This is a genomic window from Streptomyces sp. NPDC050806 (assembly GCF_055586425.1).
Window position 1 is genome coordinate 441,038 of record NZ_JBVJIF010000005.1, and the last position, 25,137, is coordinate 466,174.

The window sequence follows — 25,137 nt, forward strand, 5'->3', positions numbered from 1 at the left end:
GGGGAGGCGGGGCGGCGAGGCGCCGTGGCTGCCATCACGGGCCCGCGAAGGCCGGAGAGACGTACCGGATGGGGAGGGCCGGCCGAGGGGCCCGGAGTGGGCCGGTGAGGCGGCAACTGCGCGACCGCGTCGCGCGTTGCGCAGGCGACCTGATCGTTTCACTGGGCGACAGCCGGTCCGGCTTCTGCCCGTGGGAGGACGTGCATGCGCTGACCGCGACGGACGTACCCGTGAAGTCCTTGATGCGGCAGGTCGGCGCGGTCAGGGACGTGGCCCGGCGGTGAGAGCCACGACAGCGGCGAGCACCCGCATCGAGGTGGCCGAGGGCCGGCGGAACGTGGCCGGGCGCGGTGGTGCACCGCCCCGCGGCCACGCACCTCTCGCTCACACGGCGCTGGGCTCCGATGACAGGATGGCCAGTTGGAGGTCCTTGAGCGGCGTGCCGGGCTCGATGCCGATCTCGCTCACCAGCCGGGTGCGCAGCGCCCGCAGCACTTCGAGTGCCTCGGCCCGGCGTCCGACCAGGGCGAGCGCGCGGACGTACTGGGCGTGCAGTCCCTCATGGAGAGGGTGCATGGTGGTCACCGCGGCGAGCTGGGTGATGGCTCGCTGGTGCAGGCCGGCCTTGATCTGCGCTTCTGCCCGTATCGCTATGGCATCGAGCCGGGACTCCTCGAAGAACCGTCGCTTCGAATCGAGTACCGGGCCCGCCGGGGTGTCGACCAGGGCGTCGCCCCGCCACAGCTCCAGCGCGTCATCGAGCAGTGCGATGCCGGCCTGGGTCTCGCCCCGCTCCAGCGCTCTGGTTCCCAGGTTCCGCATCCGCTGGAAATCCAGCCAGTCCAGCCGGATATGGGTGCTCTTCATTCCGTAGCCGCCCGCCCCGGTCACCAGGATCTCCCGGGCGACTTGGGAGGACGGGCACCCGGTGAGTTGAGACAACGTTTTCCTGCAGTTCAGGATGTAGGTCTGCAGGGTACGGAGTCCGGTGGCGGGCGGTCGCTCCCGCCAGAGCTCGCGCTTGAAGGCGGACAACGGAACCACCTGGTCCGCGTGGACCAGCAGCATGGCCATAACCGTGCGAATCTTTGGTGCGATCGAGACGCCTTCGGCCGAAGCGGAGACACCCAGGCGCAGTGGGCCGAGGACTCCACTGTGAACCGCGACTCCAACATCCTCGTTCAGCGGGCGGGTTCTTGCTAACGGTCCAGGATCCAGTTCGTCCATAAGCTTCGAGCGATACACCAGTGCCCACCAATCTCTTTGCGTGCCAGATGCCGGTGACCCATCGAAATTCACAGAAGCCAACACGAACATACACAGCGCTTCACAGGTCAACCAGACGGATCCGGCCTCCCGTGGCGTTAAAGCTACGACTGGACTTTGCATACAACGCTTCTGGTGGCGAAAGGTGAACTCCCGTTTCGCTCCTTTTGTGACGGCTGGCGCAGGGGCGGCGGACCATTCCAGGCGTGGAATTATGCGGGGGAGCAGGGGGTCGCTACCCGCAGTCACCTCTTGGTTCCCATGCCGCCTTCATGGGTGTCCGAGTCTCGTTGTGGCGCGCTGAAATGGCGCAATCTGCACCGTGGTTTCAAGCCGCTCCGATGGCTCGCGGGCGTTGGCGGAAACTCCCGCGTTACACAGTGGCAATGCTTGTACAGCATCCGCGCATGACCGCGGCGATCACTGCCGGGCACCCGTCCGAGCTGCGATTCGACATTCTCTTTAACCGTTTCTTGAACGCCCTTTGCAACTCTTCCGATGTCCCATCGACTCCGCCTTCGGCCGAGCCCGTGCCGAAGGAGCCCAGGGTGGCGAACGCCGGATTGACAGAGAGCGCTTTGCGTAACAAGCAGCCCAGTGCTCGCCGTTCCCGTTACCCCTCACGAACGACAGGCGTGACACGGCACGCCCCGCACCCCACCAGCAGCCCCTCGTCCGTCGCTGGACAGCGCATGGCGGGCTGTAGGCAGGAGACAGCTCACCATGTCCGACCCAGGCGTCTCACTTCGTGCAGTACCGGTCCGCCAGGCGCAGCGGCGCCGGCCGTGGACTGCCGTGGAGCGGCAGGGCCTCGCCCTCCGGTTCATCCTGATCATCGGTGACGAGCGACTGACCGAGGCGCTCCGGATCGTGTGCGACCACGACGCCGTGACGGTGGACTTCCCCGAGGCGTCCGTCCGTATCGGCCTGTCCCGACCGCTTCCCGAAGAATCCGGCGTCGTACTCGACTGCCGGGCCTCCTGCCGCTCCGACGACCTCGGTCCGTACGCGGACCCCTACCAGAGTCCGCACGAATCCACCCGCAGGTGGCAGCGGACCCTCACCGGCCCCCCGGGTGCGCCGCACCAGAGGGAAGCGCTGCTGCAGGAGATTCTGGCCGGCCGCAGCCGAGTTCCCCGGCCCGCCCGGACTCGCCTGTCCACTCCTCTGCCCCTCAAGGATGTGCAATGACCCTTCCTCGCACCGTCACCCACCCCGGTCCTGACGTCTTCGAGACCCTGGAGTCGGAAGTCCGCAGCTACTGCCGCGGCTGGCCGACCGTCTTCGAACGTGCCCGCGGCTCGTACCTGTACGACGAGCGGGGCCGTGTCTACGTCGACTTCTTCACCGGGGCGGGTTCGCTGAACTACGGCCACAACAACCCCATCCTCAAGGGCGCGTTGCTCGACTACCTTCAGCGTGACGGTGTCACCCACGGCCTGGACATGTCGACCACGGCCAAACGCGCGTTCCTGCAGACCTTCCAGGACGTGATCCTGCACCCCCGCGAACTGCCGTACAAGGTGATGTTCCCGGGCCCGACCGGCGCCAACGCCGTCGAGGCAGCGCTCAAGCTGGCCCGCAAGGTCAAGGGGCGCGAGACGGTCGTGTCGTTCACGAACGCCTTCCACGGTATGACCCTCGGCGCGCTCGCCGTCACCGGCAACGCCTTCAAACGGGCGGGCGCGGGCGTACCGCTGGTACACAGCACCCCGCTGCCCTACGACGGCTATCTCGACGACGTCTCTTCCTTCGCCTGGTTCGAGCGGCTCCTGGCGGACAAGGGCTCCGGACTGGACCGTCCCGCCGCTGTGATCGTCGAGACGGTGCAGGGCGAGGGCGGCATCAACGTGGCCGGGCCCGGGTGGCTTCGCGAACTCGCCGAGCTGTGCCGGCACCACGACATGCTGCTGATCGTGGATGACGTCCAGATGGGCTGTGGCCGCACCGGCGCGTTCTTCTCCTTCGAGGAATCGGGCATCGTCCCCGACATCGTCACCGTGTCCAAGTCCATCAGCGGTTACGGACTGCCCATGGCGTTGTGCCTCTTCAAGCCGGAACTCGACATCTGGGAACCGGGCGAACACAACGGAACCTTCCGCGGCAACAACCCAGCCTTCGTCACCGCCACCGCCGCGCTCAACACCTACTGGAGGGACGACCAGCTGGAGAAGCAGACGCTGCTCCGTGGCGAGCAGGTCGCGCAGGAGCTGGCAACGGTCAGTGCCGAGCACCTCGAAGAGGTGAAGGGGGTACGCGGCCGGGGATTGGTGTGGGGCCTGGAGTTCCACGACACGCATCGCGCGGCGCGGGCCGCCGCGCGGGCCTTCGAACTCGGCCTGCTGGTCGAAACCTCCGGCCCGGACAGCGAGGTGCTCAAACTCCTGCCGCCCCTCACGGTGACCCCCGACGAACTCGACGAGGGCCTGCACGTCCTGGCTCGCGCGATACGGGAGACGACCTGACCGCCCCGATCGCCCTGACCGTCCTGTCCGGCAGCCGGCGCCGTGACCTGTCGCACGATGGCCCTCATGAATCCGTTTCATGCCGGTCAGCACGGCTCCGGTTCCTGGGCAACCCAAAGCCCGCCAGCTCCTTCTCCTCGTAGGACAGGAAACCCAGGCTCCGGTAGAACGCATGGTTGCGCTTGCCCTCCGGCGACGACTCATGGTCGGTGGACAGGAGGAAGAAGCGGCAGTGCGCATAGCGCCGCATCAGGTGCCCGACCAGACCACGGCCGATGCCCTGTCTGTGGAAGGCAGGGTTGACCACGACGTCCTGGACATAACAGATGTGCTCGTCGTCGGAGACCGTCCGGGCCAGGCCGAGGAGCGTTCCGTCAGCACTTCGTGCCGTGATGACGAGGTGCGAGTTCCTCAGGCCGCGACAGAGCCTGTCGACATCGCTGGTACAGCCCTCCCAGCCCACCGAGTCGTAGAGGTTGAGCATCTCCTCGGGATCAAACGTGTCCTCCTCCGCTATCAACACGCGAAACCCCCGTCTCCTCCGCACGAAGCCGCCGCTTCTCATGGTCAACTCGATAAGGGCCATTCAACTACCCCATAGATGTTGCTGGTTCAGCGGGGCGGTGTGAAGCGGAGGAGCGTGGCGGTGTCGCGGTCCGCCAGCCAGAAGCCGTCGTCGGGGGCGGGGACGATGGCGCTCAGGTCCTTCGCTCCTCGTACGGGCCAGAGGGTGACCTTGCCCTTGAGTTTGCCCTTGGTGATGATGCGCCCGACTCGGTGGTCCGTCGTGAACCAGAGGGCCTTGTCCGGCCCGAGGACGATGTCACTCGGGTGGGTGGAGGCGCGTACCGGGAACCGGGTGCGGCCGCCGTCGGTGTCGATGCGCCCGATGCTGCGCCGGTCGGTGAACCACAGCGCTTCATCGGGGCCGGCGACGATGTCGTTGGGGACCGAGTTCTTGGGCAGCGGCCACTTCTTGTAGTCACCCTCGGCGGTGAGCCGTCCGATGCTCTCGTGCCGCTTCGCGCTGTACTCGCTCTTCTGGGAGAACCACACCGCACCGTCCGGCCCCAGGGCCATGCCGCCAGCGCCGACGTCGAACTGGGTGTTCAGCCGCGCGATGCGGTCCAGCCCCCGCTTCGCGTCCGCGCGGCTGAAGACCTTCGAGCCGCGGTCGGAGTGCTCGAACCAGATGGTGTCGTCGGGGCCGAGTGTCAGGGCCTCGGGGAAGCCGGGACCCTTGCCGTCGGCACCGGGTCCATTGCCGGGGGCGTCGGCACTGTCGTTCCACCAGGTGAACTCGCCGGACGGGCCGAGGCGTCCGATCTGGTCGCCGGCCGTGTACCAGATCCCGCCGTCCGGGGACTCCTGGAGGTCGGCCGGGGAGGGCGGCAAGCCGCCGTCGCGGGGCAGGGGGTGCTGGGTGATCTTCCCCGACGGGGCGACCTCCGCGATCGCGGCGAGCGCCGACTCGGTGACCCACAGCGTCCCGTCGTCGGTCCGGATCATGTCGCTGGGGGAGGCGTTGCCCGGCAGGAGGAGCACGGCAGGAGCAGAGGGGGAGGGAGTTCGAGTGCCCTCGTCCGCGCGGCCGTGGGAATCCGGCCCGCAGCCGGCCACCGCGAGCGCCGCCGTCAGCGCGAGCGCCGCGGCGGTCCTCCGCCGTGCGTCACTCCCTGCAGCGCAGCGATGACGGTGCCTCCGTGCCCATGTGCTGCTCCCAGTCCGCCGGCCGGAGGTGTCTGCCGGCCGACGAGCAGACGGTGCGGATCCAGACACGCGGATCGAGCCTCCATTCGATGAGCTGCCCCATGTCGTTGGTGGTGGGGCCGTCGGGTTCGGGGGCATCGCTCTCCGAGAAGTCGGCCTCCGTGGCGGTGATGAGCTTCGTGCCGTCCGCCGTGAGGGTGAGGCCCGTCGACTCCGCCTTGTTGCCCTCGGGCAGCGGGAGCGTTCCGAGGGCGCTCTCGGACGGCAGGTCGAGAAGGCGGACGGTGTGGTCCTCCGACGTCGTCCCGGCGACGAGGTTCCCGCCGGTGACCGGGCCGATCGCGGGGTCGGCCGCGCCCTCGACCGTGCCGAGGCGCCGGCTGCCGGACGCGGTCCACAACTCCAGGGCGCTGCCGCCGCGCTGGACGAGCAGGCGGTCGCCGGCGTAAGTGATGCCCCGGACATCGGCCAGGGGGATCGTACGGATGCGGCCGGACTCGGTGCTGATGACGCGGATCCGGGCGCTGTCGGTCTCGCCCGACCGGTCGATCACCGCGGCATACGCGGCCCGCGCGTCCAGTGCCACGTAGGTGCGGCCCAGCTCGACGCTGGAGTTGGCCGTCGGCGCCATGGATCTCGGGCCCGGGACCTCGCGCAGCACCTTGCCGGACTCCGGGTCTCTGAAGCGGACCGTGCCGGAGGCGTGCACCTCGGCCACCTGCCGGCCGCCGGGCAGCAACCGCAGCAGCGTGGGAGGGTCGGAGAGCTGGAGCGGGTTCGGCAGGGCGGGCCAGGTGCCGACAGACCGCCAGGTGCGTCCGCGGGCGAGGATCTCCGCGCTGCCGTCCGGTGCCACCACGGTCAGACGTTGGCTGTCGGGCCGCCACAGCAGCTCCGCGAACCCGGGGATCCTCGCCTTGGGTGGCAGCATCCGCTGCCGCTCTTTCGCGGCGGGAACATCGAGCCTCAGCGTGGACAGCCGCGTTCCTTCGCTGTCCATGACCGCCGCGTCGCGCCCGTCCGGCGACACGGACACGCGGGGTGCATCACAGGCCAGGCAGGAGCCCGGGATCGGGACTTCGGTGGCTCGCGCGATACGTGTGCGCTGGTTCAGGTCCCACAGGTTGAGCAGGTCGCGGGACGCCGAGACGAGCCTGCTGCTGCCGGAGCCGACGAAGCCGAGGCCGCCCCGGGGGACCGTGCCGGCGCCCGTGAGGGCGAGCGGATCGGACGCCTTCCCGCCAGGCGCGTGCGTTCGGCTCACGCGCAGGGTGGAACCGATGGCCGTGGCCACGTGGGAGCCGCCGGGGCTGACGGCCAGGGCTGTCGTGAGGCCCGGTTCCGTCTTCGCCTCCAGATCCGGTTTGAAGGCGTCGGGTTTGCCCCGGGTCGGCCAGACCGGCAGCGGGGAGCCCTTGTTGCTGTAGCTGATGTGGCTGCCGTCGGGTGCGAGTGCGGAGGCCACGTTGTAAGTGCCGAAGCTGAGGGAGCTTCCGGCGGTGCGGGTGAGCCGCTTCATGGAGATCCGGCTCCATTTACCGTAGGCGTCCTCAAGGATCACCAGCTCCGCCTCCCCGTCGAAGGCGAGCGCCGTCGGGCCCGAAGTCATGTCGTCGAGCCGCAGGTGCCTCGTCCGCCCCGAGGTCCGGTCCATGACCGAGAGAGTCGTCGGGAGCTCGAATTCCGAGGTCGTGGTGGTGACCGCGACGAAGCGTCCCGACGGGGAGACCGCGAGCGCCGTGGGCCGTTGCCCGTCGGGCAGGCGGGGGGCGGTGGAGGTCGTCCCGTTCGCCCACACCTTGACCGTGCGACGGTCGGCCGCCACGACGATCTCGCCGACGGCGTCGGAGGCGACCGTCTCCACCGGGCCGGGGAAGCGGCCCAGGCGCTCGTGGTAGTCGCCGAACCGCCCGTTGTCGAGCGCCCACACCTCTACGTCTCCGTCCCGCGTCCCGGAGACGGCACGCTGACCGCCTCCCGAGGCCGCCACTGCCGAGACCGTCCCGGCGGCCCGCACGCTTCCGGTCAGATGAGGGCTCTCGGTGACCGCGCGGAAGAGGGCGCGGCGGGTCAGCGTATCGGCGTGCTGCCGGTAGGCCCGCTCGGCGAACAGCCCGGCGAGCCCCACGTCGCTGCGCAGCAGGTCCTCCGACACATCGGCCAGCCGGTGTGCGGTGGTCAGCCGGTCCCTGGCCGCGGACTCCCGGTGCTCCACCACCACCCCGGACGTCACGGCCGCCGCGACCAGGGCCATCGCGGTGACCAGGCGGGCGGTGCGGAAGCGGCGGGCGTACCGGTCGGCCTGCCGGAGCGTTTCGGCGAACTTCACATCCGCGGGCTCGGGCGCGTTCGCGGCGTCGGTCCGGTTCGCGGCGGGGGCGACCAGCCGCAGCCCCTTGCGCCGTGCGGCCAGCAGCTTGCTCTCCATACCGCTGACGCCGGTGAGACGCTCACCGTTGCCCAGCGCCCCCGTCACCGCGGTGCGCGGACGCAGACCGTAGAAGATGCCGCGCAGCCCGGCCACGCTGGGCCGCCGGGTCCGGGGATGTCGCAGGAGTTCCCGTAGGCCCAGGGCGAAGGCGACGCCGAGGGAGGGGCCCTCGATCCGTGGGGGGAGGGCAGGACGGTCCGTGATGACGAGGCGCCACAGCACACACCGCGAGCCGCGGCCGGGCCCGGCCAGTGCCCACGCCCGGCCGAGGGCGGTCGCGAACTGGCCGTCGGAGCTGCGCAGCCCCGTCATGGAGCGAGGGTCGGGGTACAGACCCGGAGGCCCGGCGGGGAACTCGCAGAGCTGCAGTACGCCCGTGGCGCCGGGCTCCTCGCCGTCCTCGGGATCCGTCTCGCCGAACACCACCGGTACTTGTACGAGCGGCCGTCTGCGCGGCTCGCAGCCCGCCATCAGCAGCGCGGCGGTGATCAGCGTGCCGTCCGGCGCGGGGGCTCGCTCGGCTTCGCCGCCGGGCAGCTGCGGGACGCGTTCGAGTACGGCGTTCAGCCGCTCGGCGGTGTCCGCCGGAAGGCCGTCGACCCCGCGGCCGGACGGCTGCGCGGGGCCGGGCGCGGCGTGGCCGGACAACAGGCCGCTGCCTGCCCACATGCTCCGCACGCGGGCCAGGGCCTCGTCGTGCCGCGCCGCCCCGCCCTCCGGTGCGCTCAGCGCGAGGGCCAGCAGATGGGCGTGGCCGGCGGGTGTCATCCCGTCGGCCGACCGGTCCGGGGCTGTCGCGTCGATCCAGGCGGCAAGCTCCTCGGCCGGTCCGGAGCGCAGCCAGTCGGGGTCCGCGCGGACCGCCTCACTGCAGGCCTTCCACCACAACTGCCGCTCTCCGAGCAGTTCGTGCACGGCGGCCTGCGAACTCGCTGCCTCCCGGAGTACGGCGTCGAGCGCGGCGCGCTGCCGCCCGGCGGCGCCGGACACCGCCTTCTTGAACGGCCCTGCCGCTGTCTTCTCGGACACCTGTGATGCCGCCTTCTTGGACGTCATTGCAGCGCACCACCGATGACGTCGCTCATGTCTCCGTCCACGAACTCCCGCACGCGACGCCAGGCGTCCCGGGTCGTCTCGTTGAGCGCCGCGCCGATGGAGTCCGTGACGGTGGCCGGGGCCCAGTCCGCCGCCGGCGGAACGGGGTACGGGCCGGTCGCGGCCCACGTGGTGTCCGGTCCGAAGCCGCTGAGGCGGACGTACGAGGCCGCGGGTCCGAAGCGCCCCCGCACCACGGGCACGAGAAGGATGTGCTCGTCCCCGCCCGGCTGCGCGTAGGCGACTGTGGCCAGCAGCGGCCGGTCCTCGTCGGCGCCGTCGCGCACGACCACCTCAAGTCGGTACTCGGCTGAGTCGCCGTCGGTACGGCGCAGCAGGAACCTCGTACGGCCGTCGGGGGAGGAGGTGTCAAGGACCACGGCGTCACTCCCGGAGGCGGTCAGCGCGCCGACTGCGGGAAGCGACGGCAGCGTGAACCATCCCGGCGCAAGGGGGCGGGCCGGGGGCCGGTGCGCGAGCGGCTGTGGCGAAGCGAGGGCGGAGGCAGCGGCGGAGGTGGGGCCCTGGACGGGGCGACGTGGGGGAAGGTTGACGCCGGTGAACGACGCCCAGGCGCGCTGCCAGATGCTGTACCCGCCACGTCCGCGTTCCGCTGCCCTCCGGGGGCCGGTGCTGGTGCCGCGTCCGCCGGTGAACGAGGACCAGGAGCGCCGGGCGACCGATCCACGACTCACGGGGCGGCCTCCCCTCGTGTCCGGTCGGGCTCCGGTGGCTCGGGCTGCGCTGGGACGGCCGAAGGAGCCGGGGCGGCGGAAGAAGCCGGGGCGATGGACGGGGCCGGGGCGGTGGGTGCGGCGACTCCGGGCCCGGGGACGGTCCCTGACGGGACTCCGGACGCGCTCCCGGGAGCGGCCCCGGTCTGGAGCGCTTCGGCCATGGTGGTGGCGCTGCCCATCTGGGCGAGTACGGCAGGCGCGGAAGCGCCCACGGCGATGGCCGCGTACACCCCGGCCAGCTCGCCGTGAAGCAGCCAGCCGGCCGCGCCGCCCAGCACGATGCGGAAGAGCGCGGCGAGTGCATCAGCGGGCGGGTCGATGTACGTACTGAGCTGTGGCAGCGCCTCGGTGGCCACCCTCGCCGCATGCCGCGCCTGCTGCCATGCGTGCAGCCGCCCGAAGGTCACGACCGCCTCGACGATCAGCCCGCCGCCGGCGCCGTACAGCGCGCCCTCGGCCCACGAAAGCATCGGACCCCCGTCCATTCGAGCGGGATTCCTGACCCGGCCGCATCGCACCCGGTGAACCGCCCTGTGTCAGCCAAACCGTACCGGCGCCCCTCCGAACTTGACCTTCCAGTACGGAAGTTCACGTCTCCCCGGCGGAACATGGCTGATTCTCGCCGTGCCACCTCGCGGCGTGGACGCGGGGCCGACCCGTACGGCGATTCCTTCGCGCGGCCGTCGGGTGCTCCGCCAGTGGCCCGATCTTCCGCAAAGCTGTCCCTGCCGCCGCTTTCACATCAATATCCCTGTTCCGAGAATGGCCACCCGACTTCCTCCGCTGCCGGCGCACCAGGCAACGGATACGCGAACTCGTCAGGAGAGCCATGGCACTGGAAATGCGCGACCGCTGCGAACGATGTGACACGGCGCTGTCGCAGACCTCACCGGCCCGCATATGCTCGTATGAGTGCACGTTCTGCGTGTCCTGCAGCGACGCCATGCGGAACACGTGCCCCAACTGCGGCGGTGAACTCGTCGCCCGCCCCCGCCGTGCGGCGGCCCCCGCCGGGCAGACGGCCGGAGCTCGACCGTGACGTCCGGACCGGTTTCCTGCCGTGCGGCGCTCCACAGTCCGCGGGCCGCTGCAGCGGCCGGTGCAACGAGTTCTGCAACTCGGTCAGGAACCATGAAGCCACGGGCCTTCGAAGAGGCCAGTCCGTTGGCCGGCCCGGCAGAATTGCTTGGACGACAGGGACAGTGGGCACATCATGAAGCACTCGACGAATTCTTGGGCAACCGCTTCGCTGGGGAACGCCAGGATGTTGAGGGGCGAGTACGTTCCGGGACGAAGCGCGGAGTGCCGATGGTTACCTGCGGGCGACCCGCGGTCGTTGCCGAGGCTCGATGCGGAGGCCGCAGGCCGCAACGCGGCAGGTGAGGACGTACAGGTCGTCTACAGCGCCCGCGGCGACAGGTTCATGATCGTTCCTCGGCGGGAAGAGGCAGCGTGACCGATATCAAGGACGGCCCTTCGCACGGCCTGCGGGCCACGTCAGGAACGCATGCGGAACCGGATGTCCCCGAGCAGCTCCGCGACCTGCCGGAGCTGCGGCTCGATTCAGCCGCGGCAGAGCGTTGGGCGGGACTGCGCCTGCGAGGCCTGATCGCGGACGCAGCCGAGGCGCTTCCTCCGTACCGGGGCCGGGAAGCGTTGCTGGCTGAGCTGACAGCCGCGGCGAACCGCGCGGAGACCTTGGACGAGGTCCTGAGGGCGACGCGCGAGGTCGGCCGGGCGGTGGCGGCGGCGATCGCCGATGCGGAGCGATTGCGTCCCTGGTGGCGGCGCTGATCGGAGACAACCACGTCGGATGCCCGAACGCTGATGTCCGGTTCGGTGAACATCCCACCAGGGGCTCCCGGGGTCCTCTTGGGCCCCCTACTGCCCGGGCATCGTCAGTGTCGAGCCCTCACCGGCGTCCTTGGGCTCCAGTGAGGCCAGCCGGTCGAGAACGGTGCCGGCCTCGGGAACGCCGAGAGTGGTGTAGAGGGCCAGGGCGTCTTCCCAATGACAATGGGCCTTGGCCCGGTCGCCGGTGGCCCGGTGGGTGGCGGCAAGGCCGTCGTGGGCGCGGGCCTGCTCGAACCGAGCGCCGATGGCAGTCGCCACAGTCAGAGCGGCGGTGTGCCGGGCGCGGGCCCCGGCCGTGCGGCCGCCGGCATGCAGGCTCTCGCCGAGGCCGTTGAGCGCCGCTGCCTCGCCGGAACGGTTACCGAGCTGCCGGAAGAGGCGCAGGGCTTGGTCGCGCAGCTCGGTAGCTCGATCATGGTCGCCCTGAGAACAGCGGAGCCGGCCTTGGGCCGTGAGGGCATAGGCCTCCCCGGAACGGTTACCGAGCCGGCGGCACAGGGTCAGTGCCTGTTGAAGCCGGTCGACGGCAGGGCCGCACTCGCCCTGCTTCCAGGCGGACAGGCCGAGAAAGAGCAGTGCCAGGGCCTCTCCGTCGCTGTCGCCGGCCTGTCGGAAGAGAGCGATGGCGCGCTGCTGGTGATCGGTGGCCTCCTGGTAGTGGCCCTGCCGCCAGCGGACGAGACCAAGATGGCTCAGTGCGTCGCCTTCGCCGACGGTGTTGCCGGTCTGCCGGAACAGGGCGAGGGCCTGGGCCAGGTGATCACTTGCCTGGTGGTAGTGGCCCTGCCAGAAGCAGACCATTCCGAGCCGGTACACCGCGCGGGCTTCAGCCGTCCGGTCGCCGGCCCGGCGGGCGGCCTGATGCGCGTGGGTGTGCACGGCGTGTGCTTCGGCATACCGGCTGCTGACGTCGAGGTAACGGGAGAGCGTGTCGGCCAGGCCAAGGGCATGTGGGTGTCGGCCGGTACGCGCGGCGTGGAGGCACACGGAGACCAGGTTGTCGCGTTCGGCCTCCAGCCAGTCCCGGGCCGTGTCCGGGCCGGTGACCGGCGGCAGTGGGGCGGGCAGGGAATCCGGTGGTGGGCGATGGTGTGGGGCTGCCGGATGGAAGGCGGCCATGGCACCGGTGGCGCTGGACAGGTAGTGATCGAACAGACGGGTCAGGCAGGCGTTCCTGTCGCCATCCGAGTCTGCGCGGATGGCGAGTTCGGCGGAGTAGGCGCGCAGTAGATCATGCATGCCGTAGCGGGTGCTTCCGGTGTGGTGGAGGAGGTGCGCGCGAACCAGCACGCCGAGCGAACGGCGGGTCTCCTCCGGACCGGCGCCGGTGAGGGCGGCCGCCGCCGTGGGATCGATGTCGGGGCCGGGGTGCAGGCCGAGGAGGCGGAAGGTGCGGGCAGCGGGGGCGGGCAGCTGCTGGTAGGACCAGGAGAAGACGGCGCGTACGGTGGCGCGGGGGTCACCGCCGGAGTCCAGGAAGTCCAGTCGCCGTTGCTGGTCGGTCAGCTCGGTGACCAGGACGGACAGGTCGTCGTGTGGACGTGAGCCGGCAAGTTCGGCGGCGATGCGGAGAGCCAGCGGCAGCCGTACGCACAAGGCGGCCAGCTGTGCCGCGGCCAGGGGAGCAGCCTGTACGCGGGCGCCGATCAGCCGGCGCAGCAGCGTGTGGGCGTCGGTCGTGGGCAGTGTGTCGAGGGTGAGCCGTCGGGCACCGTGCAAGGCGACCAGGTCGGCGAGGGAATCCCGGCTGGTCACGAGCACTGCACACGTCGGGGTCCCGGGCAACAGCGGCTTGACGTGTTCTCCGGAGGAAGCGTTGTCCAGGAGCACCAGGATGCGCCGCCCGGCCAACTCGCTGCGGTAACGGGCCGCCCGGTCCTCCATCGTCAAAGGGATGCTCTGCCCGTCGAGTCCGAGTGCGGTCAAGAACCGGGCCAGCGCATCGCCTGGAGTCACCGGCTGTTCGGGGTCGTACCCGCGCAGGTCGACGTACAACTGCCCATCGGGAAATGCTTCTTGCACTCGGTGGGCCCAGTGCACCACCAAGGCCGTCTTGCCCACCCCGGCCGCACCGGTGACCGCACCGATCGCCACCGCGGGAGTGTCCGAGCCCGGATGCGCCAGCGCATCGAGCTCAGCCAACTGCTCCTGCCGCCCGGTGAAGCCCATGACGTCACCAGGCAGCATGCGAGGCGCCCGTGCCGTTTCGGCGCGCACCATCGGCGGTGGGTCCAGAGCGGGGTCGGCGGCGAGCACCGCCTGCTCCAGACGCCGCAGCTCGGGGCCGGGGTCGACGCCCAGTTCGTCGATCAGCAACAGCCGGGCGTCGCGGTACACGGACAGTGCCTCGGCCTGGCGGCCGGAGCGGTACAGGGCGATCATGAGGTGTGCGTGCAACCGTTCCCGCAACGGGTGACGCCGGACCAGTCCGGTCAGCTCGGCCACCAGCTCCGCGTGCCGGCCCAGTGCCAGGTCCACCTCGATACGCTCCTCCAGCACGGTGAGTCGTTGCTCCTCCAGCCGGTCCCGCTCGATGTCCAGCAACGGTGCGGTCAGTCCCTCACACAGCCGGCCCCGCCAGAGCCGCAGCGCACCATGCAGTGCATCGGCCGCTACAGCCGTATCGCCCGTGGCACGAGCGGTGTGCGCACGTGCCACTTCCCGGCCGAAGGCGTGCAGGTCCAGTGCGTCGGCGGGCACGGTCAGCAGGTATCCGGCGTCGGTCCAGGTGAGAAGGGAGGAGGGCCCGCGAGGCCGGCGGCCCGGTTCGAGCACCCGGCGCAGTGCGGAGACATGCCGCTGCAGCAGATTCAGCGCGCGTGCCGGGGGCGCGAGTCCCCACACCGCTTCCATGAGCCGATCCGTCGGCACCGGTTGGTTGGCGTGCAGCAGGAGCACCGCGAGTACCACGCGCTGCTGGGCCTCGCCGAGTTGCAGCGGTGCGGTGTCGAGCCGCACACGTAGCGGACCGAGCAGTTCGTAAGACCGTGCAGGCGCTGTCTGCTGATCACTCATCGCAGTCCCCGTGGCCGGCTGTCCCCGTGCACCGAGCAATCCCTTACAGCCTACGCTGACCCGGCGTGAGCAACTGGCTCTGTGCCAGCGTGCGGTAGAGACGGTCGGACCGTAGGAGTTCGTCGTGCGTGCCGGTGGCGCGGATTCGGCCGGCGTCGAGTACGGCGATGTGGTCGGCGGAGCGGACCGTGGAGAGGCGGTGGGCGATGATGAGAAGCGTCGCCTCCGCCGTCACCTGTTCCAGCGTGTCGGTCAGCGCGGCCTCGTTCAGCGCGTCCATCTGCGAGGTGGGTTCGTCCAGGAGAAGCAGGGAGGGGCGGGGCAGCAGCGCCCGGGCGATGGCGACGCGTTGGCGCTCGCCGCCGGAGAGGAGTGTGCCGCGGTCGCCGACCGGGGTGTCGAGGCCGGCCGGCAGCCGACGCAGCAGATCGTCGAGGTTGGCCAGCTCCACGGCGCGGAGCAGCTCGGCCTCGGTGGCGTGCGGAGCCCCGTAGCAGAGGTTGTCGCGCAGGGTGCCGTGGAGAACGGGAGAGTCCTGCTCGACCAGGCCGATGCGGGCCCGGCAGGTGCCGAGGGCGAGCTGTCGGCGGGTGTCCAGGCCGTCCAGGAGGATATCTCCCCGGTCGGGGTCGTAGAAGCGGGCAACGAGGGCGAAGACGGTCGACTTACCGGCACCGGAGGGGCCGACAAGGGCAGTACGGGAGCACTGCGGCACGCTGAGGGAGACGCCCCGCAGGACAGGACGGTCGCCGTAGGCGAAGTGGACGTCGCGCAGCTCCAGTACGGGCGTCGCCGTGCGGCAGCCGGGACGCGCGGCATGGTGGCCGTTGGCTGGGAACAGGTCCTCGACCGGCAGGCGGGCCATGCCGTCGATGCGCTTCAGGGCGCCGCGGCCCCTCTGTATCAGGCCGGCGGTCTCGAAGAGGGCGGAGAGCGGTGCGTCCAGGTAGGTGAGGTAGAGCAGGAACGCGACGAGTTGGGCCAGTTCGAGACTCCCGTGCGAGACCCGCACACTGCCGACGACCAGAACGAGGATGAACGTACCGTTGGTGGACAGCCCGACCAGGGGATCGATGACCGAGTCGAGTTTGACGACGTGCACCCCTGCGCGCCACGCGGCACGCGCTTGCTCGGTGACGCGTCGGGCCTCGCGCTCCTCGGCATGGTTGATCTTGACGGTGCGGATGGCGGACAGCGCCCGGTCGAGGTCCGCTGCCATCCGGCCCACGCTTTCCTGGGTGCGTTCGGTGGCTGTCCTGATGCCTCGCACCAGCAATGTGGTGAGGCCGCTGCAGACGCCGATGGTGACGCAGACGAGAACGAAGAGGAACGCATCGATCCACACCATCATCACGGTCGCCCCGATGACGAAGAGCAGCCCGGAGAGTACGTCGACCGATCCGAAGGCGACCACGTCACGCAGCAGGGTGGTGTCCGCGTTGACACGGGAGATGAGGTCGGCCATGCGGTGGTTGTCGTACGTGCGCATCGGCAGCCGCAGCAATCGCGAGACGAGCCCGGTACGCAGCCCCAGAACGATGCTCTCGCCGACGCGTTGCAGGAGGTAGTGCGCGCCGCCGCCGGCCACCGCCTCCGCCACGAACACGAAGGCGAGCAGGATCAGAAGGGGGACGAGACCCGGCCCGCTGCGGGTGGCTTCGACGGCGCGCATGGCCAGAAGCGGCTGAGCCAGGCTCAGTGCGGAGGAGACGATGGTGAGGAGCAGAGCCAGGAGAACGCCCCTGCCGTGACCGCGAGCGGTGGCGAGGAGGGTCCGCAGGGACACGCCGGCGGACGCGTCACGCAGGAACATCACCCGTCCCGGCACCCGTCGGCAGTGGACATCGTTCCGACGGGCGTGGTCCGATGCGTATCAGGGTCCGGTACCGGCCGACCTCGGCCGGCTCTGCCACGGGCCGGCCGTCGGCCTCGACCCAGGCGTGTGCCCGGAAAGGGAACGTCCGGGCTCCGGTGCACCACGTGGGCCATACGCCGGTCGTCCGGCAGAGCAGCACGGTGGCGAGCGAGCGCGCCACGCATGCCTGCCCCGCACACATGCCGCTCACCGCGACCACGTCCCGTCGGGCTTGCTCCGCCTGCTCGTACGAGGCGGGAGCGGCTCCCCTGCTCAGTACGGCGAGGACGGTACGGATGCGCGCCGGTGGCTGTCGTGCCAGAAGCCGCGCCGTGCCGACGGCGACGCCTGCCGTTGCCCTGCGCAGTAGCGTCATGTGCCGGCGAGCGCGCCGCCGTTCGGCCGGATGCACCGTGGTCCTGGCGGTGGTGAGGACGGTGCCTTCCGGTTCACTCATGAGGTCTCCACGAGACGGGCGGTGCGCAGCGAGTCGATCAGGGCCGTGACATCGTCGCGTGCCCGGCCTGCCGGGACCAGGTGATCATCAGCCAGCACGCGTGCCGCGTCGGCAGGCGTACCACCCGCCAGGAGGGTGTCCAGGACCGCGGTGCCGGTACGGTTGAGCTGCCAGTAGTCGCCGCGGCGTTCGTCGAGCAGCACGGCTCCGTCGTCGTTCTTCGTGAGGGACACGTGCGGAGACAGGCGCATGGTCATACGTCCTCCTCAGGCATGGTCACGGCGGCCGGCGGCGAACTCCACATCGCGCAGCCACGCCTCGCAGGCGAGAGCCAGCGCCAGCATGTGAGGGCTCAGGCCGGGCATGAAGGAACTCGCGCACATCCGGCGCAGTGCCACCGCATCGATGAGTCCTCGGGCGGCCAGCCTGGAGTCCTCGGTGAGGGCGAGCAGTTCGTCGCGGTAGCGACGCAGGCCCTCGTACTCCAGCTCCTCCGCGCCGCCGCCGCCCTTCGTCGTGCGGCGCAGCAGTTCGTGGGGGAGCAGTCCGCGCATGGCCTCCGTCATGAGTGGTTTGTAGTGCCAGGGCGTGGTGCGTTCGTGCGGCCGGACGGCCAGGCATGCTTCGACGACCCGGTCGTCCAGCAGGGGAGCGGCCATCGGCAGGCCGTTGTCCGCCATCAGCCAGCCGTCCAGCCGGGTGGCCCGGCCGCTGAAGCGCACGGCCTCCAGCGTCGAGTGCCGCCCCCGGGGCGCCGCGAGCGGTGTCCACGGTGACTCCTCGGCGACGGAGCGGACCGCGTCGGCGGCCCTGGCGGTGGCCCATGACGGGAGCCGAGGGGCTTGGCCCCAGCCCAGGTGTTCGGCCGGCGTCGGCCGCGGCGGTGGTTCGGTGAGGCGGGGGAGGGCGGCGGCGAGCCACTGACGGTAGCTGCGCTGATCGGCCAGTGCGGCCAGTGAGTCGCGCAGTGGCCACCGGTGGCGTGCACGGTATCCCCGGAGGTGGGCCCATGCGAGGCGTGGACGTGTGTGTGCGAGGTCGTGCAGGTAACTCAGCATGCATTCGAGCACCTCGTCACCGCCGTGTCCGGTCAGGTGGAGACCGGCGGAGTGGTGGGGCAGGCGGCGTGTGACGTCCAGCAGAAGTGCACGATCCTCCAGCCCCAGGTGGGGCTCGTCCAGCACCGTGCCCGGTGTGCTCACGCCCGCGAACGGCAAGGGCGCCTCCTCCTCGGGGACGAAGACCGCTTCGACATCCGGCAGCGCTGCCAGCGCCGTCTTCACCCAGTACGGGTCATCGTCGGCGGCCCCGGCGGCCGGGAAGGTGAAGGTGGTGAGACGGTCGGCCAGGCGTGCCGCCAGGAAGCAGATCGGGGTACTGTCCAGGCCGCCGGAGAGGTCACAGCTGCGGGCCCCACCGCCTCGGACCGCAGCGGCCACCGCGGCGCTGAGGGCGTCGCGCAGCCGTGGCGCTCCCTCGGAGAGGGAGAGGCCGGCCTCAGGGGGCCGCCGGCATGTTGTCGTCGTGGCGGGCCGGTCGGCCCTCAGGTGAAGGTACGCGTCCTCCGGCACGGCCTGCACATCGGACCATACGGACTGGCCCTGCAGCGGGTGCGGAGCGGCGGGTGACAGCAGACGCACGGCGATCTGCCGGTCGTCGATTCCCGTGCCGAGCACCCGGGCGAGCACGTCGCTGCGACTGGCGGCAAGGTGGTGATGCCCGGCGCGGGCACGGAAGACGCGGCGGGTGCCGGAGAGCGTGCCCTGTACTCGTACGCCGTCCGGGTCGGCCGCCACCAGGTGGAAGGTGCCGGACAGCTGAGGCAGTAGGCGGTCCACGTCATGGACGGTGCGCAACGGCCGGATCGCCGCGGTCAGCTCCGCCTCCGTCATGGAGCAGTATCCGATCAGGGCCACCCGGAGCGGGCCGGCTTCGGCAAGGGTGATGGCTCCGTCGCGCCACTGCCCGAGCAGCCAGGGGCGCCCCGGGCCGTGGTCGATACGCCGGAGTCCGGCGAGTGCCGGGGTGTGGGACACGGCGAGAGCGGCCGCGTGGTCGGGCAGGACCACGAACCACGCCTCGCCGTGCACCGACCCGGGTAAGTGGGTCATGCCACTCCTAGCGCATCAGTGGTAGGGGCAGTACCAGCCCCGACAGTCGCGGTGTTTCCCCTTCCGACCGCGGGTCAGGTCTGCGAACGAACCGACCTTCACCAGCATGGGAGGCTCATAGGCCGAGCAACGCATTGCGCACCCCCTCTCTCTCCGCTGCCGACGTTCGGTTGTGGTTGCCGGACAGACTGCCCCGGATGCGTCACTTCGCCGTCACACCGCAGGTGAGCGGGGCGGTGCACCGCAGCGCGTCAGGTCGGTGCCCGCCGCATCAGCGCACGGAACCGGTCCGAGGGCTCGACCCCGAGCTCCCGGCGCAGGAGACGGCGGAAGGCCTGGTAGTGCCGGACCGCATCACCGAGGTTGCGTTCGGCCAGATGCACGGTCACCACAGCGCGGTGCGCACTCTCACGCAGCGGGTCCGTCCGTACGCACTCCAAGGCTGCCTCCAGCGCCAGTGCGTACCCGCCGCGTTCGATGAGGTGGCCGGCCAGTGTTTCGAGAGCGTGCAAGCGCATCTGCTGGAGCCGTTCGCGCTCCAGCACGACCCAGTCCTCGTCCCAGCCGGGCAGCAGGTCTCCGGCGAGGAGCGAGGCGACGTTCGGCCGCCCGTCCGCCCTCGCCTCCGACTGCACGGCGTGCTGGGCGCACCAGCACAGGTCGCGTACGTCAACGCGCACCGAGTCCTCCAGCGCAAGGGTGTCCTGGTGACTGCGGACCACTGACGGCCGCTGCTGACGCAGTCGCCACAGTGTGGTGCGCAGGCTGCCCAGCGCGTGATCTTCTGTGACGTCCGGCCACAGTGTGCCGGCGAGGACGGTGCGGGCCGCCCGCTGCCGCAACCCCAGGTATGCCAGCAGCCGCTGGCCGCTTGTGCTGACCTCGGCCGCCTCGGCGGCTTCACCACCGTACTGAAGCCGGAAGCCCCCGAGCAGTCCGAGGTGGGCGACGGGGAGCACGTCGGGTGTGGTCGCCGCTCCGCTTGGCGGGTGCTCCGGTAATCGTTCTGTCAGCTGTCGAGTCATCGCGGAATTTCGCCCCCGGTCCCGTTCCACAGTGTTCCGTCCTGAGCGAAACGCGTCGTCTCGCTCTACGGCTCGCGTGCATCGGCGCCGTCCCGAGGGAGTTCCTCGTACTCGCGATCAGAGCATCGAGCGCGAGCCCTCACGAGTTCGGGATGCACGTCTTCCCGGGGGCCAACCGTAGGCGGGGGCTGCGGTGTTGCTAGCTGCTGAAGGTCGTTGAAGGCGGGCCGAGCGGTGCTGGAGTCGCAAAGTCCTGGTAATCGCGCCGGACTCGACCGGCAGCGTGCCGGAGAGCGGCACACTTCTGCGCGGCGCCTGCCCGACATTGGCTTACGCCGCGGTCGTACCCGTCGGACGCCGGCCGGCCAGCACGCCTTGCCGGAGGCGTGTTCAGCCCTGGTGGACGCCGCCGGGCCGGAACCGTACGTCATGTGCGCGGGGGCGCTCGCAGCCGGTGCCGCTCTGGGGGAGGGCAGGGGATCCCAGGTGATGCCCGTCGGCGACCTCCATCGAGTGGACCCTCGTCGCGACGGGTGCAGTTCCCCGCATCGCGCCCGGCGGCCCGAGTGGATGGCTCCGCTGATGACCGTACGGACAGAACCCGATGGGGAGACCAAGGGGTGCGGGATGCCCCACGCCACCGTCGCGCGACCGGGGGAGAAGGCCCGCCGACCGCTGCTGCCTGCGTGCCTGTGACAGCGTCGGGCGAGGGTGCGTCCTGCGCTACGTTCGGGGCATGCAGAATCGTCCGGAACAACCTCCCGCGCCGCTCGACGGTCCGGCGGTCGACGTCTCCGATGCCCGTGAACTGCTCCCACGCCCGCCGGCACGGTCATCACCGCTTACCGCGACGAGGTGAACGCGGCGAGCTCGCTGATCGCGGCCGCCGCTCTGACCGAAAAGGCACGCGTCGGAGGGCGGCTCCCCACACCCGACCAGGCTCCGTCCCTCGGACGAATCCTGTTCCACCTGCTTCAGGAGTACGCCCGCCACGTCGGCCACCTCGACATCGCCCGTGAGCTCATCGATGGGGAGACGGGCGAGTAGCACATCAGGGTGGCGGGGGACGGCCTGTCACGTCTCCGCGCGGGCGGGGTGGTAGACCGCGAGGGCCCAGATCACGAAGACGTCGAGCGCCATCATGATGACGGACCAGATGGGGGCGTACGGCAGGAAGAGGAACTGGGCCACCAGGCTCAGCGAGGCCAGCATGATGCCGGTCATGCGGGCCCAGATCTGGCCACCGAGGATGCCGCACCCGACGAGGACCGCGACCACGCCCAGGATCAGGAGGATCCAGCCCCAGCCGGTGAGGTTGATCCGGTAGATGTAGCTGTCGAGGCTGACGTACAGGTTGTCCTTGGCGATCGCGGCGATGCCCTGAAGGATGAACAGTACGCCGTTGACCAGCATGAGGACGCCCGCGAAGGTGACGCCACCGGTCACCCAGCCGCTGTTGTCCCGCAGGCCGGGGGCGGCCTCGGACGACCCCGGGGTCCGGCCCTGGCCGTAGCCGGGCGGGGGGTGTGCTGAGGACGGCTGATCGCTCATGGTCGTGCCCTTCCGTCCGGCGGCATGGAACGCCGCAGCCTCCTTCGACCTTGTCCACCCCGCCCGCCGGTCGCCACAGAGCATGCTCCGAACGGGTGATAGGCGTGTGGGAGGCCAGTGGCATGAGGCGAGCGAGACAGCCGGGTGGCGGCGTTGTGCTCGGTCACCACGCCTCCGACTCCTTCGCCGCCGCCGAGGAACGCCCGGTTCGGCCCCCTCCATCGGCCGGTGAGCGCAGGCGCATCGCGAGCAGGGGCAGCAGCAGTACGGAGAGCATCGCCGCGCCGACCAGTGCTGCGGCCTGGTCCGAGCCGAGAAGCTTCTGGTCCAGGCCGATGGTGGTGATCGCGACGACGAGCGGCAGGCACGTCGAGGCGAACAAGGGCAGGGCCACCCGGTCCCGACGGCTCAGGTCCCGGGGAGCGAACAGGTACACCGGCCCACCGCGCACCAGCAGGAACAGCAGCAGGAAGAGCGGTACCAGCAGGAGGGTGCCGGGGTTGTGCAGCAGGGCGTCCAGGTCGAACTCGATGCCGGTGACGACGTAGAACAGTGGTACCAGGAAGCCGAACCCCATCGCCTCCACCTTGCCGAGCACCTCCGCACTGCTCTCGGGCGCGGCCCGGTGCAGTACCAGGCGGGTGAGCACCCCGGCGGCGAAGGCGCCCAGCAGCACGTCGAGGCCGAACACCTCGGCCAGGCCCAGCATGCAGGCCAGCAGGAGCATGACGAACCGGACCGCGAACTGGCCGCTGCTGTGCAATGTCCGCTCGGTGAGCCGGACGAACCAGCGTGACCGGGGACGCAGCGCCCAGAAGACGGCGCCGGCCGTGAGCACACCGAACGCTGCCAGCAGCGCTGCCGACTCGGCCGGCCGGCGCCCGCTGAGCAACAGCGCCACGGCGACCACGGGACCGAACTCGCCGACCGCCCCGAACGCCGACATCACCGTGCCGAACCGGCCCCGCAGCTCCCCGCGGTCGCGCAGCATCGGCAGGACCGTACCTAGCGCCGTACTGGTCAGTGCCGTACCGATGACGAACGCCTTGAACAACTCCCCGCCGCTGATCAGGAGTGCCAGTCCGATGCCGACGACCAGGGAGAGCAGCCAGGCCCACAACGCGCGTCGCAGTGTGTCACCGCGTACATCGGCGAACTCGATCTCGTAACCGGCCAGGAAGATCAGCATGGCCAGTCCGAGGTGGGCGAGCGTGTCGGTGACCTTGTCGGGGTGTGCCCAGCCGAGGACGTCCGGGCCGATGAGGATGCCCAGGGCGATCTCGAAGATGACCAGGGGTACGGAGAGCCGGCGTTGTGTGGCGTACACCAGCAGCGGCGCCAGTACGGCGACGGTCATGATCAGGACGAGGGTACCGGGATGCGTCATGGGCTGCTGCCGTGTCGCCGCGTCAGGGGGTGACGATGGCGAAGTCGGGGTCGGGGTCGGTGAGGAAGCCGAGGAGTTCCGTCAGCTTCCCCAGGTCGCCGGTGATCTCGACGCCTGCGCGTTCGGCCAGTTCGTCGGGGGTGAGGGCGCCGACGAGCACCGCGCGCAGGACCGCTTCGTCGAGGGCGATCTCCACGTCCGGATCGGCCGCGGCAGGACCGGTGCCGGTGACCTGGGTGAGGACGCCGTTGCGCAGTTGGAGGGTGATGGGGTCGGCGGCCTTGACGTTCCAGCGGATGGTGATCTCCGTTTCCCAGCTGCGTGGGCCGTTCACCCGGATGGCGAGGGAGTCGAAGAGCTGTTCCAGCGTCAGGGCCGCCAGCAGGTCGGGGGCGACGGTCGAGGTGGGGGTGCCGACCGGTCCCTTGCGCAGTTCCAGGGCCCCGGTGAGGAAGAAGTTGCGCCACGTACCGTTCTCACTGCCGTAGCCGAGCTGCTCCAGGGCGTTGGCCTGCAGCTCGCGGGCCGATGCATTGTCCGGGTCCGCGAAGAGCACATGATCGACGACCTGGACCACCCACCGGAAGTCGCCGTCGGCGTAGCACTGCCGGGCGCGTCGCAGAACCTCGTCCGCACCGCCCATGAACTCCACGTACCGCCGCGCCGCCTCGACCGGTGGGTGCTGCCACAGGCGCCCCGGATTGCCGTCGAACCAGCCCAGATAGCGCTGGTAGACGGCCTTGGTGTTGTGGCTGACCGAACCGTAGTAACCGTGCGTGTGCCAGGCCCGCTCCAGAGCCGGAGGCATCTCGATCACCTCGGCGACCTCCGGAGCCGTCAGACCCTGGTTGAGCATGCGCAGCGTCTGATCGTGCAGGTAGGCGTACAGGTCTCGCTGTTCCGACAGGTACGTCAGGACACGCTCGCGACCCCACACCGGCCAGTGGTGCGAGGCGAACGCGACGTCCGAGCCGTCCACGAAGAGGCCGATGGCCTCGGTGAGGTAGCGGGCCCAATGACGCGGATCACGGACCTGCGCGCCGCGCAGGGTGAGCAGGTTGTGCAGGTTGTGGGTGGCGTTCTCCGCCATGCACAGCGCCGCGTGGTCCGGAAAGTGGATGTTCAGCTCCGCTGGGGCTTCGGTGCCGGGAGTGAGCTGGAAAACCATCCGGATGCCGTCGATCGTCTCCGTCTGCCCGGTGCGGGCGAGGTACAGGGTGGGCGGGATCAGGCCGACCGCCCCGGTGGAGATGGTCTGGCCCAGGCCCGTGCCGATCTGGCCGCGCTCGCCCTTGGGAAGCGCGGCACCGTACATGTAGGTGGCACGGCGGTTCATCGCCGTACCGGCGTAGACGTTCTCGCTGACAGCGTGGTCGAGGAAGCCCTCGGGCGCGAGCACCGGAAGACCCCTCGCCGCCTCCCCGCCGGGGATGACGCCACGCACCCCGCCGAAGTGGTCGGCGTGACTGTGCGTGTACAGCACGCCGGTGACGGGCCGGTCTCCGCGATGAGCGCGGTACAGCGCGAGGGCCGCGGCGGCGGTCTCGGCACACAGCAGCGGGTCGATCACGAAGACGCCCCGCTCGCCCTCCACCAGGGTCATGTTCGACAGATCGAAGCCGCGTACCTGGTAGATGCCCGCGACGACTTCGAACAGACCGTGGTCGGCAGTCAGCCGGCTCTGCCGCCACAGGCTCGGGTTGGCCGTGTCCGGGCAGTCCTGATCCAAGAAGCCGTACGCGTCGAGGTCCCAGACGGTGCGGCCGTCGGGGGAGCGGATCAGGTTGTCGGACGCGGTCCCCATGAAGCCGCGGCGCGCGTCCTGAAGGTCCTGCTCGTCATCGAAGGCAAAGCGCTGCCGAACCGCCCGGTTGGCTTCCGCGATGACCGGTTCCGCGGACTTGGGCTCGGTGTTTCCAGGCATCGCAGCTCCTTCGCGGGCTGTGCGGAGGCCAGTGGCACAACGACCCGACAGGCTGTGCGGAGGCCGGTGACTCGACGACGCGCGCGGCAGTGTCACTCTTCCCTGGCAGTCCGGCCCGGACAACCGCATGTACGCCGTCGGAAGGACGGTACGCGTGTGCAGCCGTCCGAGCGGGCCCACGCGAGCAGACCCGTGGGCTGGCGCGGCCGCCGTCGCCGTCCGATGCTCGAAGTCCGATGTCCCGCGCCGAGAAC

At 70.4% G+C, this 25,137-nt stretch carries 22 protein-coding genes; 6 read left to right on the forward strand and 16 right to left on the reverse strand.

Annotation, left to right across the window (positions count from 1 at the left end):
- Positions 1–104 precede the first annotated feature (104 nt).
- Complete coding sequence (locus ACZ6WH_RS18075) at positions 105–284, forward strand: hypothetical protein (RefSeq protein ID WP_469729411.1); 180 nt, start codon at positions 105–107, stop codon at positions 282–284.
- 100 nt (positions 285–384) lie between these two features.
- On the opposite strand, the gene ACZ6WH_RS18080 is transcribed toward ACZ6WH_RS18075, so the two are convergent.
- Positions 385–1,068 carry an AfsR/SARP family transcriptional regulator gene (locus tag ACZ6WH_RS18080; protein ID WP_432863235.1) on the reverse strand — a complete coding sequence of 228 codons (684 nt, stop codon included), beginning with the start codon at positions 1,066–1,068 and terminating at the stop codon, positions 385–387.
- Positions 1,069–1,989: 921 nt separating this feature from the next.
- Here ACZ6WH_RS18080 and ACZ6WH_RS18085 point away from each other — a divergent pair.
- Positions 1,990–2,457: a hypothetical protein gene (locus ACZ6WH_RS18085; protein WP_469729412.1), complete on the forward strand. Its 468-nt coding sequence runs from the start codon at positions 1,990–1,992 to the stop codon at positions 2,455–2,457.
- Positions 2,454–3,731 carry a diaminobutyrate--2-oxoglutarate transaminase gene (ectB, locus tag ACZ6WH_RS18090; protein ID WP_469729413.1) on the forward strand — a complete coding sequence of 426 codons (1,278 nt, stop codon included), beginning with the start codon at positions 2,454–2,456 and terminating at the stop codon, positions 3,729–3,731. Before ACZ6WH_RS18085 ends, ectB begins: the two co-directional genes overlap by 4 nt.
- 64 nt (positions 3,732–3,795) lie before the next feature.
- Here the strand turns inward: ectB and ACZ6WH_RS18095 are convergent, their stop codons facing one another.
- From ACZ6WH_RS18095 to ACZ6WH_RS18115, 5 genes are all read right to left on the reverse strand, one after another.
- The gene (locus tag ACZ6WH_RS18095) at positions 3,796–4,317 is read right to left on the reverse strand and encodes a GNAT family N-acetyltransferase (RefSeq protein WP_469729414.1); all 522 of its coding nucleotides are present in this window, start codon (positions 4,315–4,317) and stop codon (positions 3,796–3,798) included.
- A gap of 26 nt (positions 4,318–4,343) precedes the next feature.
- Positions 4,344–5,276: a Vgb family protein gene (locus ACZ6WH_RS18100; RefSeq protein ID WP_469729415.1), complete on the reverse strand. Its 933-nt coding sequence runs from the start codon at positions 5,274–5,276 to the stop codon at positions 4,344–4,346.
- Positions 5,277–5,400: 124 nt separating this feature from the next.
- Positions 5,401–8,928 carry a WD40 repeat domain-containing protein gene (locus ACZ6WH_RS18105; protein WP_469729416.1) on the reverse strand — a complete coding sequence of 1,176 codons (3,528 nt, stop codon included), beginning with the start codon at positions 8,926–8,928 and terminating at the stop codon, positions 5,401–5,403.
- Complete coding sequence (locus ACZ6WH_RS18110; RefSeq protein ID WP_469729417.1) at positions 8,925–9,662, reverse strand: hypothetical protein; 738 nt, start codon at positions 9,660–9,662, stop codon at positions 8,925–8,927. The genes ACZ6WH_RS18105 and ACZ6WH_RS18110 overlap by 4 nt, the downstream gene beginning before the upstream one ends.
- On the reverse strand, positions 9,659–10,174 hold the full coding sequence (locus tag ACZ6WH_RS18115) for a hypothetical protein (protein ID WP_469729418.1): 516 nt from the start codon (positions 10,172–10,174) through the stop codon (positions 9,659–9,661). Before ACZ6WH_RS18115 ends, ACZ6WH_RS18110 begins: the two co-directional genes overlap by 4 nt.
- A 359-nt stretch (positions 10,175–10,533) precedes the next feature.
- Between ACZ6WH_RS18115 and ACZ6WH_RS18120 the strand changes: the two genes are divergently transcribed.
- Both ACZ6WH_RS18120 and ACZ6WH_RS18125 read left to right on the forward strand, forming a co-directional pair.
- Positions 10,534–10,743, forward strand: coding sequence for a DUF1272 domain-containing protein (locus ACZ6WH_RS18120; RefSeq protein ID WP_469729419.1), 210 nt, complete (start codon positions 10,534–10,536; stop codon positions 10,741–10,743).
- 413 nt (positions 10,744–11,156) lie between these two features.
- Positions 11,157–11,498, forward strand: coding sequence for a hypothetical protein (locus ACZ6WH_RS18125; protein ID WP_469729420.1), 342 nt, complete (start codon positions 11,157–11,159; stop codon positions 11,496–11,498).
- A gap of 87 nt (positions 11,499–11,585) precedes the next feature.
- Here the strand turns inward: ACZ6WH_RS18125 and ACZ6WH_RS18130 are convergent, their stop codons facing one another.
- The 7 genes from ACZ6WH_RS18130 to ACZ6WH_RS18160 all read right to left on the reverse strand — a co-directional run bounded on the left by ACZ6WH_RS18130 (position 11,586) and on the right by ACZ6WH_RS18160 (position 19,955).
- Positions 11,586–14,573: an AfsR/SARP family transcriptional regulator gene (locus ACZ6WH_RS18130; protein ID WP_469729421.1), complete on the reverse strand. Its 2,988-nt coding sequence runs from the start codon at positions 14,571–14,573 to the stop codon at positions 11,586–11,588.
- A 43-nt stretch (positions 14,574–14,616) separates the two neighbouring features.
- Positions 14,617–16,386, reverse strand: coding sequence for an ABC transporter ATP-binding protein (locus ACZ6WH_RS18135; RefSeq protein WP_469729422.1), 1,770 nt, complete (start codon positions 16,384–16,386; stop codon positions 14,617–14,619).
- Positions 16,373–16,885, reverse strand: a complete 513-nt coding sequence (locus ACZ6WH_RS18140) for a lasso peptide biosynthesis B2 protein (RefSeq protein ID WP_469729423.1) — start codon at positions 16,883–16,885, stop codon at positions 16,373–16,375. Before ACZ6WH_RS18140 ends, ACZ6WH_RS18135 begins: the two co-directional genes overlap by 14 nt.
- A complete protein-coding gene (locus ACZ6WH_RS18145) occupies positions 16,882–17,142 on the reverse strand; it encodes a lasso peptide biosynthesis PqqD family chaperone (RefSeq protein WP_469729424.1) in 261 nt (86 codons plus the stop codon). Before ACZ6WH_RS18145 ends, ACZ6WH_RS18140 begins: the two co-directional genes overlap by 4 nt.
- Before the next feature lie 9 nt (positions 17,143–17,151).
- A complete protein-coding gene (locus ACZ6WH_RS18150; RefSeq protein ID WP_469729425.1) occupies positions 17,152–18,996 on the reverse strand; it encodes an asparagine synthase-related protein in 1,845 nt (614 codons plus the stop codon).
- Positions 18,997–19,011: 15 nt separating this feature from the next.
- Complete coding sequence (locus ACZ6WH_RS18155; protein WP_469729426.1) at positions 19,012–19,131, reverse strand: lasso RiPP family leader peptide-containing protein; 120 nt, start codon at positions 19,129–19,131, stop codon at positions 19,012–19,014.
- Positions 19,132–19,247: 116 nt separating this feature from the next.
- Positions 19,248–19,955, reverse strand: coding sequence for an AfsR/SARP family transcriptional regulator (locus ACZ6WH_RS18160; protein ID WP_469729427.1), 708 nt, complete (start codon positions 19,953–19,955; stop codon positions 19,248–19,250).
- A 900-nt stretch (positions 19,956–20,855) separates the two neighbouring features.
- On the opposite strand from ACZ6WH_RS18160, the gene ACZ6WH_RS18165 reads away from it, so the two are divergent.
- The gene (locus ACZ6WH_RS18165) at positions 20,856–21,068 is read left to right on the forward strand and encodes a mycothiol transferase (RefSeq protein WP_469729634.1); all 213 of its coding nucleotides are present in this window, start codon (positions 20,856–20,858) and stop codon (positions 21,066–21,068) included.
- A 27-nt stretch (positions 21,069–21,095) separates the two neighbouring features.
- Here the strand turns inward: ACZ6WH_RS18165 and ACZ6WH_RS18170 are convergent, their stop codons facing one another.
- The 3 genes from ACZ6WH_RS18170 to ACZ6WH_RS18180 form a co-directional block, all read right to left on the reverse strand.
- Positions 21,096–21,572 carry a DUF7144 family membrane protein gene (locus ACZ6WH_RS18170; protein WP_469729428.1) on the reverse strand — a complete coding sequence of 159 codons (477 nt, stop codon included), beginning with the start codon at positions 21,570–21,572 and terminating at the stop codon, positions 21,096–21,098.
- Between the two features lie 163 nt (positions 21,573–21,735).
- The gene (locus tag ACZ6WH_RS18175) at positions 21,736–22,959 is read right to left on the reverse strand and encodes a cation:proton antiporter (protein ID WP_469729429.1); all 1,224 of its coding nucleotides are present in this window, start codon (positions 22,957–22,959) and stop codon (positions 21,736–21,738) included.
- Positions 22,960–22,981: 22 nt separating this feature from the next.
- Positions 22,982–24,883 (reverse strand): alkyl/aryl-sulfatase, encoded by a 1,902-nt coding sequence (locus ACZ6WH_RS18180; protein ID WP_469729430.1) that lies wholly within the window; start codon positions 24,881–24,883, stop codon positions 22,982–22,984.
- Between the last annotated feature and the right edge of the window lie 254 nt (positions 24,884–25,137).

Coding starts and splice junctions, on each gene's coding strand:
- ACZ6WH_RS18080 (WP_432863235.1), bottom strand. CDS start 1,068: ATGCTGCTGGTCCACGCGGACCAGGTGGTTCCGTTGTCCGCCTTCAAG.
- ACZ6WH_RS18085 (WP_469729412.1), top strand. CDS start 1,990: ATGTCCGACCCAGGCGTCTCACTTCGTGCAGTACCGGTCCGCCAGGCG.
- ectB (WP_469729413.1), top strand. CDS start 2,454: ATGACCCTTCCTCGCACCGTCACCCACCCCGGTCCTGACGTCTTCGAG.
- ACZ6WH_RS18095 (WP_469729414.1), bottom strand. CDS start 4,317: ATGGCCCTTATCGAGTTGACCATGAGAAGCGGCGGCTTCGTGCGGAGG.
- ACZ6WH_RS18105 (WP_469729416.1), bottom strand. CDS start 8,928: ATGACGTCCAAGAAGGCGGCATCACAGGTGTCCGAGAAGACAGCGGCA.
- ACZ6WH_RS18115 (WP_469729418.1), bottom strand. CDS start 10,174: ATGCTTTCGTGGGCCGAGGGCGCGCTGTACGGCGCCGGCGGCGGGCTG.
- ACZ6WH_RS18120 (WP_469729419.1), top strand. CDS start 10,534: ATGGCACTGGAAATGCGCGACCGCTGCGAACGATGTGACACGGCGCTG.
- ACZ6WH_RS18130 (WP_469729421.1), bottom strand. CDS start 14,573: ATGAGTGATCAGCAGACAGCGCCTGCACGGTCTTACGAACTGCTCGGT.
- ACZ6WH_RS18135 (WP_469729422.1), bottom strand. CDS start 16,386: ATGTTCCTGCGTGACGCGTCCGCCGGCGTGTCCCTGCGGACCCTCCTC.
- ACZ6WH_RS18140 (WP_469729423.1), bottom strand. CDS start 16,885: ATGAGTGAACCGGAAGGCACCGTCCTCACCACCGCCAGGACCACGGTG.
- ACZ6WH_RS18145 (WP_469729424.1), bottom strand. CDS start 17,142: ATGACCATGCGCCTGTCTCCGCACGTGTCCCTCACGAAGAACGACGAC.
- ACZ6WH_RS18150 (WP_469729425.1), bottom strand. CDS start 18,996: ATGACCCACTTACCCGGGTCGGTGCACGGCGAGGCGTGGTTCGTGGTC.
- ACZ6WH_RS18155 (WP_469729426.1), bottom strand. CDS start 19,131: ATGCGTTGCTCGGCCTATGAGCCTCCCATGCTGGTGAAGGTCGGTTCG.
- ACZ6WH_RS18170 (WP_469729428.1), bottom strand. CDS start 21,572: ATGAGCGATCAGCCGTCCTCAGCACACCCCCCGCCCGGCTACGGCCAG.
- ACZ6WH_RS18175 (WP_469729429.1), bottom strand. CDS start 22,959: ATGACGCATCCCGGTACCCTCGTCCTGATCATGACCGTCGCCGTACTG.
- ACZ6WH_RS18180 (WP_469729430.1), bottom strand. CDS start 24,883: ATGCCTGGAAACACCGAGCCCAAGTCCGCGGAACCGGTCATCGCGGAA.